The organism is Sphingomonas gellani (assembly GCF_900110035.1).
In the GTDB taxonomy this organism is placed as follows: domain Bacteria; phylum Pseudomonadota; class Alphaproteobacteria; order Sphingomonadales; family Sphingomonadaceae; genus Sphingomonas; species Sphingomonas gellani.
The window spans coordinates 93,196-107,886 of record NZ_FOCF01000002.1; the positions used below are offsets into that span (position 1 = coordinate 93,196).

General features: G+C 67.5%; 16 protein-coding genes. 6 read left to right on the forward strand and 10 right to left on the reverse strand.

The annotated features are described in order from the left end of the window. Positions 1-44 precede the first annotated feature (44 nt). From lptB to BMX37_RS04770, 5 genes are all read right to left on the reverse strand, one after another. Complete coding sequence (gene lptB, locus BMX37_RS04750) at positions 45-824, reverse strand: LPS export ABC transporter ATP-binding protein (RefSeq protein WP_244501394.1); 780 nt, start codon at positions 822-824, stop codon at positions 45-47. A 100-nt stretch (positions 825-924) separates the two neighbouring features. Continuing rightward, a complete protein-coding gene (locus BMX37_RS04755; RefSeq protein WP_093664360.1) occupies positions 925-1,458 on the reverse strand; it encodes an LptA/OstA family protein in 534 nt (177 codons plus the stop codon). 5 nt (positions 1,459-1,463) lie between these two features. Beyond that, positions 1,464-2,102: an LPS export ABC transporter periplasmic protein LptC gene (gene lptC, locus BMX37_RS04760; RefSeq protein WP_093664361.1), complete on the reverse strand. Its 639-nt coding sequence runs from the start codon at positions 2,100-2,102 to the stop codon at positions 1,464-1,466. Further along, positions 2,095-2,715 carry a ribonuclease D gene (locus BMX37_RS04765; RefSeq protein ID WP_093664362.1) on the reverse strand — a complete coding sequence of 207 codons (621 nt, stop codon included), beginning with the start codon at positions 2,713-2,715 and terminating at the stop codon, positions 2,095-2,097. Before BMX37_RS04765 ends, lptC begins: the two co-directional genes overlap by 8 nt. A 39-nt stretch (positions 2,716-2,754) precedes the next feature. Next, on the reverse strand, positions 2,755-3,561 hold the full coding sequence (locus BMX37_RS04770) for a TerC family protein (protein ID WP_170841843.1): 807 nt from the start codon (positions 3,559-3,561) through the stop codon (positions 2,755-2,757). A gap of 205 nt (positions 3,562-3,766) precedes the next feature. Here BMX37_RS04770 and BMX37_RS19290 point away from each other — a divergent pair, with 205 nt between their 5' ends. The 3 genes from BMX37_RS19290 (at position 3,767) to BMX37_RS04785 (ending at position 7,242) form a co-directional block, all read left to right on the forward strand. Further along, complete coding sequence (locus BMX37_RS19290) at positions 3,767-4,621, forward strand: cold-shock protein (RefSeq protein ID WP_093664364.1); 855 nt, start codon at positions 3,767-3,769, stop codon at positions 4,619-4,621. 907 nt (positions 4,622-5,528) lie between these two features. Beyond that, positions 5,529-6,410, forward strand: a complete 882-nt coding sequence (gene rarD / locus BMX37_RS04780) for an EamA family transporter RarD (protein ID WP_093664767.1) — start codon at positions 5,529-5,531, stop codon at positions 6,408-6,410. Between the two features lie 67 nt (positions 6,411-6,477). Then, positions 6,478-7,242: an enoyl-CoA hydratase/isomerase family protein gene (locus BMX37_RS04785; RefSeq protein ID WP_093664769.1), complete on the forward strand. Its 765-nt coding sequence runs from the start codon at positions 6,478-6,480 to the stop codon at positions 7,240-7,242. A 6-nt stretch (positions 7,243-7,248) separates the two neighbouring features. Here the strand turns inward: BMX37_RS04785 and BMX37_RS04790 are convergent, their stop codons facing one another. The 4 genes from BMX37_RS04790 to pgi form a co-directional block, all read right to left on the reverse strand. Continuing rightward, entirely contained in the window at positions 7,249-7,815 is a 567-nt protein-coding gene (locus tag BMX37_RS04790; protein WP_093664365.1) for a DUF4337 domain-containing protein, read from the reverse strand. A 71-nt stretch (positions 7,816-7,886) separates the two neighbouring features. After that, the gene (gorA, locus tag BMX37_RS04795; protein ID WP_093664366.1) at positions 7,887-9,242 is read right to left on the reverse strand and encodes a glutathione-disulfide reductase; all 1,356 of its coding nucleotides are present in this window, start codon (positions 9,240-9,242) and stop codon (positions 7,887-7,889) included. A gap of 130 nt (positions 9,243-9,372) precedes the next feature. Then, the gene (locus BMX37_RS04800; RefSeq protein WP_093664367.1) at positions 9,373-9,786 is read right to left on the reverse strand and encodes a DUF4174 domain-containing protein; all 414 of its coding nucleotides are present in this window, start codon (positions 9,784-9,786) and stop codon (positions 9,373-9,375) included. Between the two features lie 63 nt (positions 9,787-9,849). Further along, on the reverse strand, positions 9,850-11,337 hold the full coding sequence (gene pgi, locus BMX37_RS04805) for a glucose-6-phosphate isomerase (RefSeq protein WP_093664368.1): 1,488 nt from the start codon (positions 11,335-11,337) through the stop codon (positions 9,850-9,852). Between the two features lie 151 nt (positions 11,338-11,488). Between pgi and lepB the strand changes: the two genes are divergently transcribed. From lepB to era, 3 genes are read left to right on the forward strand one after another with little or no spacing between them, the layout of a single operon-like run. After that, positions 11,489-12,301, forward strand: coding sequence for a signal peptidase I (lepB, locus tag BMX37_RS04810; RefSeq protein ID WP_093664369.1), 813 nt, complete (start codon positions 11,489-11,491; stop codon positions 12,299-12,301). Further along, positions 12,301-12,972, forward strand: a complete 672-nt coding sequence (gene rnc, locus BMX37_RS04815; RefSeq protein ID WP_093664771.1) for a ribonuclease III — start codon at positions 12,301-12,303, stop codon at positions 12,970-12,972. Before lepB ends, rnc begins: the two co-directional genes overlap by 1 nt. Positions 12,973-13,019: 47 nt before the next feature. Beyond that, positions 13,020-13,916 (forward strand): GTPase Era, encoded by an 897-nt coding sequence (gene era, locus BMX37_RS04820; protein ID WP_093664772.1) that lies wholly within the window; start codon positions 13,020-13,022, stop codon positions 13,914-13,916. Position 13,917: 1 nt separating this feature from the next. On the opposite strand, the gene BMX37_RS04825 is transcribed toward era, so the two are convergent. Continuing rightward, positions 13,918-14,619 carry an NAD-dependent deacylase gene (locus BMX37_RS04825; RefSeq protein ID WP_093664370.1) on the reverse strand — a complete coding sequence of 234 codons (702 nt, stop codon included), beginning with the start codon at positions 14,617-14,619 and terminating at the stop codon, positions 13,918-13,920. Between the last annotated feature and the right edge of the window lie 72 nt (positions 14,620-14,691).

Here is a 14,691-nt window from a genome sequence, read left to right on the forward strand (position 1 = left end):
CGGGCTCCCGTCGCCCAAACGAGGGGAGGGGAGCGCGCATGCGATTACAGCGAAAAGCCCTCGCCCAGGTACAGGCGGCGGACGTTCGCGTCCGCGACCAGTTCCTCCGGCGATCCGGTGAACAGCACGCGACCGTCATAGATGATGTAGGCGCGGTCGACGATGTCCAGCGTTTCGCGGACATTGTGGTCGGTGATCAGCACGCCGATGTCGCGGCGCTTCAGGTCCTTCACCAAGTCGCGAATGTCGGCGATGGAGATGGGATCGATGCCCGCGAACGGCTCATCCAGCAGCATGATGGTCGGATCCGCCGCCAGCGCGCGCGCGATCTCCGCCCGGCGCCGCTCGCCGCCCGACAGCGCCATGGCGGGCGATGCGCGCAGGCGGGTCAGGCCGAATTCGTCGAGCAGCCGTTCCAGCTTCTCCGCTCGCTTCGCCTTGTCCGGCTCCGACAGTTCGAGCACTGTCAGGATGTTCTTCTCGATGGTAAGCCCGCGGAAGATGCTGGTTTCCTGCGGCAGATAGCCCAGGCCCAGCACCGCGCGGCGGTACATGGGCAGGCCGGTGATATCCTCGTTGTCCAGCAGGATGCGGCCCGAATCGGGCTTTACCAGCCCCATGACCGAGTAAAAGCTGGTCGTCTTGCCCGCGCCGTTCGGGCCGAGCAGCCCCACCACCTCGCCGCGCGCCACCGACATCGACACGTCGGTCAGCACGGTGCGCTTGTCATAGGATTTGGCGATGGACACGACCTGCAACCCGCGAGTTACGGGTGGCTCCGGCTGCGGTTCGTGCGACTCCGCGCGGTCCAGGGTCGGGGTCATGGCATCCATCGCCTTGCTGCCTCGCAGAGAATGTTTGGCGAATCGTTAGCCGATCGGCGGCTGGCAGGAAACCTGCATGACGCAGGCACCGCCGATCCGATCAGTTGCGCTTGGGAACGGAGAAGGTGCCCGTGACCCTCCCGCCCGGCGCGGTGGAGGTCGCGCCGCCGCCTGCGCTCCCGCCGCCCGCCACCGACGATCCGTCAATAACCGCGCGACCGGTATCCAGGTTGATGGTCAGCCGCGATCCGTTGACGGTGTTGCCCTGCTGCGTCAGCCGCACCCCGCCCAGCATCGTGATGACGCGACGGTTGAGGTCATAGATGCCGTATTGCCCGCGCGCGGTCTGATCCGGCCGGGTGACGACCACATTGCCGCTGGCATCCAAGCGCGAGATCTGCGGGCTGCCGTCCGCGATCTGGCCGGTGTAGGTGACCGTCATGCGTGCCGCATCAAGGGTCATCTCCGCCTGGCGGACGGACACGCCGCCGGTGAAGATGGCGCGATTGGCCTTGTCCTGCAACTCGACATGGTCGGCGCTCAGGTTGATCGGTGCGTCCGAATTGTGGCGCGACTGGCCATCGGCCGCCGAAGCCAGCGCGGCGATAAGGACGATCAAGGGCAAGGAACGCATCACGGCTATTTCGCCTTGCCGGGTACGATCCGCAAGTGGACATTTCCGTCCAGCTTCACGACGCGGCTTTCGAGGTCCGCGTGCATCCTGTTGGCGCTGAACGGTCCCTGTGGCCCGGCACCCTGCACAGGACCGGTGCTTTCCAGCGTCCTGTCCTTCAGGTTCACCACGGCGCCGTTGGTGTCGAGCCGGTATCCGTCTGCCGCGCGGAACGCGACCGGGCTGTTCACGGTCATCTGTTCCGTGTCCATGTCGTAGCGTGCGGTCGCCGCCTGTATGCGCGCCGGGCCGTCGGGCAGTTGAAGGGTCGCGAACAGCTTGTTGATCTCCACGATCGGCTGCGCGGACGTATGCTGTACGGCGGACCCGGCGTTGAGGGTGAACGCCTGCCCCTTGGAATCCTGGCCGCGATACTGCGCCGCCTCGATCTTCAACCGCTCCTTGGCGACGTCGACCTTGTTCTTGTCGAGCAGGAACGACACGTCGCCCGCATTGCTGAGCGGCGCCATGACCAGGAACGCCGCGAGCACGCCGATGCCGATCGGCAGCCCGACCCGCAGCACGCCGATCACCTTGTCGTGCGAACTGCCGGGCAGTGCCCGGCGTTCGCGCCGGGTGCGGGCGATCGTGGCGGGATCAGGCATGGGCGAAGATGTCGATGTCCGGCCAGCCGGCGATATCGAGCCGTGCGCGGCTGGGCAGGAAGTCGAAGCACGCCTGTGCCAGTTCGGTCCGCCCTTCGCGCGCCAGTCGCCGCTCCAGCTCGTCCTTCAAGCGGTGCAGGAAGCGCACGTCGGATGCGGCATAATCCTTTTGCGCGTCGGAAAGGTCGGGGCTGCCCCAGTCGGACGACTGCTGCGCCTTGCTGATGTCCTGGCCGAGCAGCTCGCGCACCAGTTCCTTCAGGCCGTGGCGATCGGTATAGGTGCGCACGAGGCGCGACGCGATCTTCGTGTCCCAGGCCGGTGCCGCATCGATGCCGAGGTAATAGGCCAGCGCCGCGATGTCGAAGCGGCCGAAATGATACAGCTTCAGGCGATCCCGATCGGCCAGCACCGCCTTCAGGTTCGGCGCGGCATAGTCGCTGCCGGCGCCGAAGCGGACAAGATGCTCGTCCGGCCCGCCGTCGGACAGCTGCACCACGCACAACCGGTCGCGGGGGGTGATGAGACCCATGGTCTCCGTATCGACGGCGATGGAGGCGCCGGGTGCGAAGACGCCGGCGGGCAGGTCTTCCTCGTGCAGGTGAACGGTCATGGTCCGGCCCTAGCCGCGCGAGGCCGGGCGCTCAATGCCTCATCCGTCGCGCGATGACGCGGCGTGACCGCTCCCTCGCGCCTTGCGTCGGCGTGACACGATGTTCAGCGTTTCCACCAGCGCCGAAAACGCCATGGCCGCATAGATATACCCCTTCGGCACGTGCACGCCGAAGCCGTCGGCGATCAGCACCAGGCCGATCATCAGCAGGAACGACAGCGCGAGCATTACCACCGTCGGATTCTTGCCGATGAAGTTCGCCAGCGGGTCGGCGGCGAGCAGCATGACCCCCACCGCCAGGATCACGGCGGTCACCATGATCGGCAGTTCGTCGGTCATGCCGACCGCGGTCAGGATCGAATCGATGGAGAACACCATGTCGAGCAACAGGATCTGCACGATCGCACTGCCGACCGACATCACCGCCTGACCCGCCGCGCCGCCTTCGGGCGCGTCATGGTCGGCATCCATGGTGTGGTGGATCTCCTTTGTTGCCTTCCACACCAGGAACAGGCCGCCAGCGATCAGGATCAGGTCGCGCGCCGAAAACGCCGTCTCAAACGTGGGTTCCCCATGCGGGCCGGCCGCGCCCACCAGGCCTAGGTCGATCACCGGCGCGGTTAGTCCGACCAGCCACGCGATCATCGACAACAGCACGAGCCGCAGCACCAGCGCCAGGCTGATGCCGATCCGCCGCACCCGGGCACGTTGTTCCACCGGCAGCTTGTTGGACAGGATGGAAATGAACAGGAGGTTGTCGATGCCGAGCACCACCTCCATCACCACCAGCGTGAGGAGGGCCGCCCAGGCGGCGGGGCTGGAAATAAGGTCGGCGATCGCGTTCACGACGTGGACCTGTGCCGCCCCGGCCACGCCTGCGCAAGTATTGTGATGAGCGGCGCGGTTTTCGCGACGAATTCGTTCGCAGCGTTGCTTGCGATGCGCTATGGCGAGAATGTGGCGCAACAGGATTCGCGTCGGGGGGACTGACGCCATCGTCCGGCGTGGGTCCCTGAGAGGATAGCGGGCGACCGGGAAGACGAACGGACTTATGGGTTTCGACAGGGGTGGCCGCGGCAATCGTGGCGGGCGCGGGCGCGACAAGCGCGATGGCTTTGGTGGCGACGATTTCGGCGGCGGCTTTGGCGGCGGCGGTGACTTCGGTGGCGGCAGCAGCTTTGGTGGCGGTGGCTTCGGCGGCGGCGATCGTGGCGGCTTCGGCGGCGGCAACCGTGGCGGTGGCTTCGGCGGCGGCGGTGGTGGCGGCTTCGGCGGCGGTAACCGTGGCGGCGGCTTCGGCGGTGGTGGCGGCGGCGGCTTCGGCGGCGGTCGCGGCATGCCTCCCCAGGTCGTGGGCGAGGGCACCGGCGTTGTGAAGTTCTTCAACGCGCAAAAGGGCTTCGGCTTCGTGGTGCGTGATGACGGCGGCGAGGACGTGTTCGTGCACATCTCCGCAGTCGAGCAGGCGGGCCTGACCGGCTTGGCCGAAGGACAGCCGCTGGGCTTCACGCTGGTCGATCGCGGTGGCCGTATCTCGGCAACCGAGCTGAAGATCGAAGGCGAGCCGATGGCTGTGACCGAGCGTGCTCCGCGTGAGCCGCGCGAGGGTGGCTTCGGCGGCAACGATCGCGGTCCGCGTGGCGGCGCACAGGGCGGCGGCTTCGGTGGTGCACCGCAGCGTCAGCTGACCGGTGAGAAGGCGACGGGCACCGTCAAGTTCTTCAACGCCATGAAGGGCTTCGGCTTCATTCAGCGCGACGATGGGCAGCCTGACGCGTTCGTTCACGTCTCGGCGGTAGAGCGCGCCGGCATGACCAGCCTGAACGAGGGCGATCGCCTGTCTTTCGAGTTGGAAGTGGATCGCCGCGGCAAGCACGCCGCCGTGAACCTGCAGCAGTCGAGCTGATCCGCGCCATCCGGCGCTGACGGAAAAAAGCGGCCCGTCCGGAGCGATCCGGGCGGGCCGTTTGTTTTTGTCGGCCGCCGCGAAGGCCGAGGTTAGGGCCTCGCCCGAGTCGCATGCCGCAGGATGATTCCGGCCGAACATGGTTCGCACAGCTGCGTGGCGTACCCTCCTCGTTCGGGCACAGTGCCGCGTAAATTAGTTCTCAGGGCCAAAGAGCCGCGCGAGTGACGGCGTGGCCATACCGCGCTTGAACGTGATTTCGTACGACACCGGCCGTGCGGAGCGACGTTCCCGGTATTACGCTACGGCATGCGCATAGCCGCCGGTACGCTCTCAAACAGGGGTGCGCGTGGTGTCGATGAACGCTCGTCACGCGTCCTGACGCAAATGTCCGGCTCAATCACGCAATCCATGCGTAGTCATGTTGCCTGGTCAGCAGCAGGTCTGCTGGTCTGATGGTCTGATGATCTGATGGATTTCGGTCGCCTCATCAGGTGAGGTGTGGCTGACGAGTGTGGGAGTGTCTTCAGTGCGTCGCGCTGGGACTTGGAACGGCAAGCGCCAGCTCGCCCGACGTGCTAAAGCGTCCGACTTACGTCTGAGGCGGCGGGTCGTGACTGGCGGCGAGATAACGCCGCACATGGACGGGAAGTGCTGACCGGCTCAAAGCTGGCGTAGCCACATCTGTTCGCCAGCAGGACCCCGCATGGCGGGCTGACCGAGACACTGGCGAACATTGGTCCGACAAAGATTGTGCCAGTGCCGCCGGCCCTGTCGTGCTGCATGCGAATGGCGGGCGCCCCGCGACGGCGGTGCGTGCCGGGCCCACCACCCCATAGCCCCCCGACGGCATCGACAAGCACATCTCGGTTGCCTTGGCCCGTCGCCGCTGGTGAAGGCATGGGTGATGAACACCGCGCCATCCCTTCGTGCGGGCCTGCTGCTGGGGCTGGGTGCCTATGCCAGTTGGGGCCTGTTGCCGCTTTACCTGAAGCTGTTGAAGGGGGTGCCCGCCCTCCAGGTGCTCAGCCACCGCGTGATCTGGTCGCTGTTGCTGCTCGTGGCGGTCGTGCTGGCACTGGGGCGCGCACGAGCGATCTGGGCGGCGGCGAGCGGACGGACGCTGGCGCTGCTCTGCGCCAGTGCGGCGCTGATCGCGGTGAATTGGCTGGTCTATATCTGGTCGGTCCAGCACGCGCATGTGCTGGAGGCTAGCCTGGGCTATTTCATCAACCCGCTGGTCAACGTCGCGCTGGGCGTGCTGGTGCTCCGGGAACGGATATCCCGGGTGCAAGGCGCAGCGATCGCGATCGCGGCGACGGGTGTGGCGGTGCTGGCGCTGTCCGGCGGGGGCGCGTTGTGGATTTCGGTCGCGCTGGCGCTCAGCTTCGGCCTGTACGGACTGGTGCGGAAGGTCGCGGCGATCGACGCGCTGGGCGGGCTGACCGTGGAAACGCTGTTGCTCGCGCCGGCCGCGCTTGCGGTGATCGGCTGGGCGGCCGCAGATGGCACGGGCGCATGGGGGCATGATGTCCAGCTGAACCTGTTGCTGGTACTGGCCGGCGGGGTGACGGCGGTGCCGCTGTTGATGTTCGCGGCGGCGGCGCGGCGGCTGCGTTACGCCACTATGGGGTTGCTGCAATATCTCGCGCCGACCTTGCAGTTCGCGCAGGCGGTGCTGCTGTTCGGCGAGCGGTTGCAGCCGGTGCACCTCGTCACCTTTGGCCTGATCTGGACCGGGTGCGCGGTGTACGCTGCCGATTCATGGCGGCGGGCGCGGGCGGCATAATCGGATCGCCCTGCGCTTGCCTGCACGCGCCCGCTCTGGAATGCTGCGGTGCAGGAGAAATGGCACGATGACGATCACGACGCGGCGCGACGGGCATGTGGAGGTGGTCACGTTATCGCGGCCGCCGAGCAACTTTGCCGACCTTGCGATGCTGGAGGCGATCGGCGCGGCGTTCGATGCGGCGGATGCCGACGCGCAGGTCCGGGCGATCCTGTTGCGGTCGGAGGGGCGGGTATTCTGTGCCGGTGCCGATCTGGCGAACAAGAATCCGGTGGAAGAGGGCGTGACCGCCACGCGCAACCCGTTCTACGTCGCGGCGGCGCGGCTGTTCGGCGTGGCGAAGCCGGTCGTCGCCGCGGTGCAGGGCGCGGCGGTGGGTGCCGGATTGGGGCTGGCGCTGGTTGCGGATTTCCGCGTCGCATCGACGGAGGCGAAGTTCTCCGGCAATTTCGTGCAACTGGGCTTCCATCCCGGTTTCGGCATCTCGGCCGTGCTGGAACGGGTGATCGGCCGGCAACGCGCCGCACTGATGCTGCTGACCGGTCGGCGCATCCGCGCGGCGGAGGCGGAAGCGTGGGGGCTGGCGGATCAGGTGGTCGCACCCGACGCGCTGGATGATGCTGCCATGGCGCTGGCGCAGGAGATCGCCTCCGCCGCTCCGCTCGCCGTGCAGTCCACCCGGCGGACGATCCGGGGCGACCTGGCCGCGCTGGTCGAGCGCCAGACCGACCACGAGCTGGCCGAACAGGCATGGTTGCAGAAGACGGCCGACTTCGCGGAAGGGGTGCGCGCGGTCAACGAGCGTCGGCCGGGACGCTTCACCGGGACATAGGCGCGCTCAGCCGAGCAGGGTGCTCAGGATGTCGGGGTGGAAGGGCAGGGCGGCGAAACCGCACACGCTCATCACGATGCCGGCAAGGCCGAACAGCCAGGCGACCGCCAGCACCCACGGGCTTTCCACCAGCGCCGCCACCGCCGCGACGGAGATCGCGGTGGACAACAGCGCCTCGCTGGCGTCGAACTGGTCGTCATGGACGTTCAGCGCGTCGTAGCGATCGGCGAACGCCTTCGCATCGGCGGCGATCTTCGGTGCCTCGGCGGTGTACTTGGCGATATCCGCGTCCAGTCCGGCCAGCGTCGGGCGTGCGGCGGCCGCCGAGGCGGGGGAGGCGGCGATGATCGCGATCTCGGTGCGGGCGGTGCGGGCGATATGCGCCTTTGTCCGGGTTGCCTGATACTCGTTCCAATGGTCGACCGAGTCCGCCTTGGCCTGGTCCATCGCCTGGACGATGTTGCCGTCCTTGATGTTGCCCAGGCCCATCAGCACCGACAGCGCGACCACGGTGATCGCCACCGCGCGGTTGAGCCGCTTGTCCTTCGCCTCGGCGCTGACCTCGATCTCCATGGGCGCAGATGTCGGCCCGGACGCGTGCCGACGCCAGTGAATTGCGCGTCATCCGGCCGACACGCAATCGGTCAGCGCAGCAGCACCAGCTCTTCCGCCATCGACGGGTGCAGCGCGACCGTGGCGTCGAACTGTGCCTTGGTCAGCCCGGCCTTCACCGCGATCGCCGCCGATTGCAGGATTTCCGGCGCATCCGGCCCGATCATGTGGATGCCGACCACGCGATCGGTCTCCCCATCACAGACCATCTTGTACAACGCGCGCTCCTGCCGCCCGGCCAGCACGTTCTTCATCGGGCGGAAATCGGACGAATAGACCTTTACCGACCCCAGCTTTTCGCGAGCCTGGCTTTCGGTCAGGCCGACGCCGGCGAGCGGCGGATGGCTGAACACGGCACTGGGGATGCAGTCGTAATCGACCCGGCACGGCTTTCCGCCATATTTGCTGTCGGCGAACGCTTGCCCCTCCCGGATCGCGACCGGGGTCAGCTGTACCCGGTTGGTGACGTCGCCCACCGCATAGATCGACGGGCAGGAGGAGCGGCTGTCCTCGTCGACCTGCACCGCGCCCTTTTCATCCAGTTCGATGCCGGCCGTGTCCAGGCCCAGGCCGTGGGTGTTGGGCACGCGGCCCGTGGCGAACATCACGCAGTCGACGGTGACCGGTTCATGTCCGTGCATGTGCACGGTCAGGCACCCGTCCGCCTCCTTGACGATCTTTTCGAATTGGGCGTCGAAGCGGAACTCCAGCCCCTTCATCATCGAGATCTGGAGCAACCGGTCGCGAATCTGCAGGTCGTAACCGCGCAGGATCTCCTGCGTCCGGTTCATCAGGATGACGTGCGCGCCGAACTGGTGGAAGATGCCCGCGAACTCGTTGGCGATATAGCCCGCGCCCGCGATCAGCATCCGCTTCGGAACGGTATCCAAGTGGAACGCCTCGTTGGAGGTGATGCCGTGTTCCTTGCCCGGCACGTCCGGCACGGCGGGATGTGCGCCGACCGCGATCAGGATCGTCTCCGCCGTGACCTCCCGCCCATCCGACAGCTTCAGGCTGTGCGGCCCCGTCACCTCCGCGCGGGCGTTGATGATCTCCACGCCGTGGCTGGTCAGCGTCTGGGTGTAGGCGCCGTTCAGGCGATCAACCTCCGCCAGCACATTGTCGCGCAGCGTCGGCCAACTGAAATCGCATGGCTCGGGCACGTTCCAGCCGAACTTCTTCGCGTCGCGCAGGTCCTCCGCAAAGTGCGCGCCATAGACCAGCAGCTTCTTGGGCACGCAGCCGCGAATGACGCAGGTGCCGCCTACGCGATATTCCTCCGCCACGGCGACTTTCGCCCCGTGGGCGGCGGAGACTCGGGCGGCCCGGGTGCCCCCGGACCCGGCGCCGATGACGAACAGGTTGTAGTCGTAGGTCGTGTCCGTCATGCCCAATTCCGTTGTTGCTTGTGAGGGTTAGGGCAAATCGCCGCATGCCGACAAGCCGGTGCTTTGGTGTTCGATAGGTTCGAAGCGGAGTTGTTCGAGACGGCACCCGTCCACGTGTATCGCGACCGGGTCAACGCTGACCGGCGCGGCGCATCGGCATGGCGTCGATCGTGCCTTGCAGGGCGGCGGCGGGGATCGGCGCGTCGCGTCGCATGGCCTCGTGCCCGTCCTTGCCGATCAGGACCACGGCGAACCGCGGCGTCGGCAGCTTCCAATGCCTGCGCAAGGCGGCCGCGTCGTCGCCCGATCCGGTGACATGTCCGCCGACGATCTCCACCAGCGCGATGTCCCGGTCCGCTGCGCCCTGTTGCCAGACGGCCAGGATGCGACGCTGTTCCAGCAGTGCGTGATCGCCCGGCACCGGTGCCGCCACCAGCAGGATCCGGTGGTGCCACTTCATGCCCGCGATTGTCGCGGGCGCGGCGGCAGACACGGGGAGGGACGCGGCGAGGGCGGCGGCAGCGGCGAGGGCGATTGGCGGCATGCCGCTTCAACGCCCGTGCGCCTGCGATGCTCCCTGTTCCGCCCGCCGCCGCGCCTCGCCGTTTCAGCCGAATGCGCGCTTGATAAGGTCGGTGGTGGAGGGGTCGAAGTCGCCACCGCCCTTTTCCGCCGCCTTGGCCATTTCCTTGCCCAGCTCGACCCCGAACTGGTCGAACGAGTTGATGCCCAGCAGGACGCCCGACACGAACACGCGATGCTCGTAGAACGCGATCAACGCGCCCAGCGTGCGCGCATCGAGCACGTCGAGCAGCAGCGTCGAGGACGGCCTGTCGCCACTGTACGAACGGGCCGGATCGTCGACCTGCTTCCCCTTCATCAGCGCGGCACCCTGTGCGAACGCATTGTTCAGCAGCGCGCGGTGATGATCGGGCGCCAGCGTGTCGCCCGCCTCGATCACGGCCACGAACTCGACCGGGACCAGGTGCGTGCCCTGGTGGAGCAGCTGGAACACGGCATGCTGCGCGTCGGTGCCGACGCCGCCCCAGGTAATCGGCGCGGTGGGGCGGCCGACCGGCTGGCCGTCGATCGTCACGCCCTTGCCGTTCGATTCCATTTCCAGCTGTTGCAAATAGCTGGGCAGCAGGCGCAGCCGCTCGTCATAGGCAAAGGTCGCGCGCGTCTCCGCATGCCGGTTCTGGGTGTAGTAAAGGTCGGCGAACGCGGCGAGGGCGGGGGCGTTCTCGTGCAGCGCGGACAGGCGGAAATGCCGGTCCATCTCCGCGGCACCCTCCAGCAGTTCCGAGAACTGGTCCCAGCCCAGCGCGATCGCGGCCGGAAAGCCGATCGACGACCACAGGGAATAGCGACCGCCAACACCCTCGCTGAACGGCAGCACGCGGGTTTCGTCCACGCCCCACTCGACCGCCTTGTCCGGCGACGCGGTCAGCGCGACGACGCGGCCGTATGGGTCCTCGACGCCGTGCTCCTTCATCCAGGACAGCACGCTTTCCGCGTTGGTCATCGTCTCGGTGGTGGTGAAGGTCTTGCTGGCGACGACCAGCAGGGTCGCGCCCGGATCGAAGCGCTTGAACACCTCCTCCAGCGCGACGCCGTCGATGTTGGAGACGATGGCGACGTCGTAGCGCGTTTCCTCACGCCCCAGCGCGTCGACCAGCAGGTCGGGGCCGAGCGCGGACCCGCCGATGCCGACATGCAGCACATGGCGGATCGGGCCCAGTGCGTCCGCCTCGATCGCATCGATCAGGGCGCGCATGCGGGCGTGATAGGCACCGGCGCGTGCGACGCTCTCGGCATTGCCCTCGCCGCGTTCGGCGGTGTGCTCCACCGGGCGATCCTCGGTCACGTTGACATGCTCGCCCGCGAACATCGCCTCACGCCGCCCCGCCAGATCCTTCGCCTTGGCCAGCGCTTCGAACGCGGACAGGGCGTCCGGGGTCAGGTGCGTCTTCGACCAGTCGAAATGGATGCCCGCCACGTCCAGGCTGAACCGATCCAGCCGGTCGGGATCGTTCGCGAACAGGTCGAGCAGCTTGGGGCTGGGCAGTGCTTCGATCGTGGTCCAGTCGGCCATGTGCAATTCCTTCCGTTCGCCCCGGCGACGCCGACGCGCTGCGGGGGCGAGGTAGAGCCAACCCCCGTTTCATGACAAGCACCGCCCGAACGGTTCGCGCTCAACAAGTGTCCGCTTGACGGAGCGAAGGGCTTGCGCAAGGCCGTCGGTCATGGCGAAATCCCGCTCCAAATCGTCCGGTGCCCGTCCGCAGCGTTCGGAAACGGCCGAAACCGTGCGCTTCATGCTGAAGCTGGCGTTGTTCGTGCTGATCTTCCGCAGCTTCCTGCTCGCGCCCTTCTCGATACCGTCCGAATCGATGCTGCCGCGTCTGTTCGTGGGCGATTACCTGTTCGTGTCGAAATGGAGCTACGGTTATTCGCGCTGGTCGCTGCCTTGGGGCTGGCCGCTGCTGCCGAACATGCACTGGAGCACGCCGACGCGCGGTGACGTGGTGGTGTTCCGATCGCCCGGCCCCGACGATCACGACGTCATCAAGCGGGTGATCGGTCTGCCCGGCGACACCATCCAGGTGCGCCATGGCCAGGTCATCCTGAACGGGACGGCGATCCCGAAGCAGCGGATCGGTGACTTCACCATCCCGGTCAGCCCCAATTACGACTGCGACGCGCGGTTCCGCGACGTTGCGGCGGGCAACACGCCGATCTGCCGCTACAGCCAGTTCCGCGAGACGCTGCCCGGCGGCCGCACCTACACCGTGCTCGATCGCGGCGAGTTCCCCGATCGCGACGACACCGGGCTGTACACCGTGCCGGCGGGCAACGTGTTCCTGATGGGCGACAATCGCGACGATTCGGCCGACAGCCGTTTTCCCGCGCCCGACGGCATGGGCTACATCCCGATGGACCGGATCGAGGGCAAGGCGCTGGTGACCTTCTTCTCCACCGACGGGTCGGCGGAGTGGATCAAGCCGTGGACCTGGTTCTCGGCCGCGCGGCCGACGCGGATCGCGCAGGGGTTCTGATGAGTGCGGACGCATGGCTGACGGAGCTGTTCGGACGGGCGCCGGCCCATCCGGACCGCTTCGCGCGCGCGCTGACTCACTCCAGCCATGGCATCAATACCGGCGCGGGCGATTACGAGCGGCTGGAGTTCCTGGGCGACCGGGTGCTGGGCCTGTGCATGGCCGAATGGCTGTTCGAGCGTTTTCCGAACGAGAAGGAAGGCGAGCTGTCGAAGCGGCTGAACGTGCTGGTGACCGGCGCGACCTGTGCCGATGTGGCGCGGTCGCTGGGGGTGCGGGCGCATCTCAGGCTGGGCAAGCAGGCGCGTGACGATGGCGCGGGCGACAGCGACAATGTGCTGGGCGATGTGATGGAGGCGCTGATCGGCGCCTGGTACCTGGAGGCGGGACTGGACGGCGCGCGCGGCTTCGTGCGGCGCGTCTGGGGCGACCGCATCGCCGCCGATGTGAAGGCGCCGCAGCACCCCAAATCGGCGCTGCAGGAATGGACCGCCGCCAAGGGGCGCAAGGCGCCGGTGTACGAGGTGGTCGACCGATCCGGCCCGCATCACGCGCCGCGCTTCACCGTGAAGGTCAGCGTGGGCCGGCTGGCGGAGGCGACCGCGACCGGCGCCAGCAAGCAGGAGGCGGAAACCGCGGCGGCGGCGGCCCTGCTGGATCAGGTGCGCTAGGCGGCGATCGCCCTAAGCGATAAGGCCGATTGCGATAAGGAATGACGATGACGGAAACGAAATGCGGCCTGGTCGCCGTGGTCGGCGCGCCCAACGCCGGCAAATCCACGCTGGTCAACGCGCTGGTCGGGCAAAAGGTCGCGATCGTCAGCCCAAAGGCGCAGACGACGCGCACCCGGCTGCTCGGCGTGGCGATGCAGGACGCGGCGCAGATCCTGCTGGTCGATACGCCCGGCATCTTCGAACCCAAGCGGCGGCTGGACCGCGCCATGGTGCAGGCGGCGTGGAGCGGCGCGGAGGGCGCGGACCTGCTGATGCTGGTGGTGGACGGCAAAGGCGGCGTGGGTGAAAAGGTCACCCGCATCGTCGAGGCGCTGAAGGATCGGCCGGAGCCCAAATATCTGGTGCTGAACAAGGTCGATATCGCCGACAAGGCGAAGCTGCTGGTCCATGCCGAGCGGCTCAACGCGCTGATGCCCTTTGCCGAAACCTGGTTCGTGTCGGCGGAAACCGGCGATGGTCTGCCGCAGCTGAAGAACGCGCTGGCGGCGGGGATGCCGGCGGGGCCGTGGCATTATCCCGAGGATCAGGTGTCCGACGCATCGGAGCGCGCGATGGCGGCCGAGGTGACGCGCGAGCAGCTCTACCTGCAACTCCACGCCGAACTGCCCTATGCCAGCGCGATCGAGACGGAGGCGTTCAAGGAGCGCCAGGACGGATCGGTCGAGATCCATCAGCAGATCATGGTCGAACGCCCGACCCAGCGCGCGATCGTGTTGGGCAAGGGCGGCACCCGCATCCGCGAGATCGGTGCGCGCGCGCGCGCGGAGCTGGCGGTGCTGCTCGACCGGCCGGTGCACCTGTACCTCCACGTCAAGGTCCGCCCCGGCTGGGACGAGGACCGCGAAGTGTTCCGCGACCTGGGGCTGGACTGGGTCGAGTAGCTCAGCCGGCGAGCAGCGCGTCGACCCATTCGGGTACAAGCCGGCTGGCGGGGCCGAAGCGACGGTCATCGAAGTTGTGGCTGCCGGCGGATGGCTCCAGGTTCAATTCCATGGTGCGGGCGCCGGCCTGCGCGGCCAGCCGGACGAACCCCGCCGCCGGGTAGACCGCGCCCGAAGTGCCGATCGAGACGAACAGATCGGCGCGGGCGATCGCGTCCCCGATCCGGTCCATATCGTACGGCATCTCGCCGAAGAACACGATATCCGGACGCAGCATCGGCGCATCGCAGGCGGGGCAGGGGGTCGCGGGCGGCAGGTCGCCGGACCAGTCGCGCCGATGCCCACAGGCCGCGCACAGCGCTGACAACAGCGCCCCATGCATGTGCACCAGCCGCCGGCTTCCCGCCCGTTCGTGCAGGTCGTCGACATTCTGGGTGACGAGCAGCAGGTCGCCGGGCCACGCCGCATCCAGCCGCGCAAGCGCAAGATGCGCGGCATTCGGGTTCACGGTCGCCAACGCCGCCCTCCGCGCATCGTAGAAGCGGTGAACCAGCGCCGGGTCCGCCGCCAGCGCCTCCGGTGTGCAGACGTCCTCCACCCGGTGCCCCTCCCACAACCCGCCGGGGCCGCGGAACGTGGCGAGGCCGGACTCCGCGGAAACCCCTGCGCCGGTCAGGATCACGATGGATGGGCGATCGGGCATCGGAACAGACTTACCTTGCCGAAGATGGCGGACACACGTCCAATCTACTTTGTGAGGGTGTTAGCGAGGCGG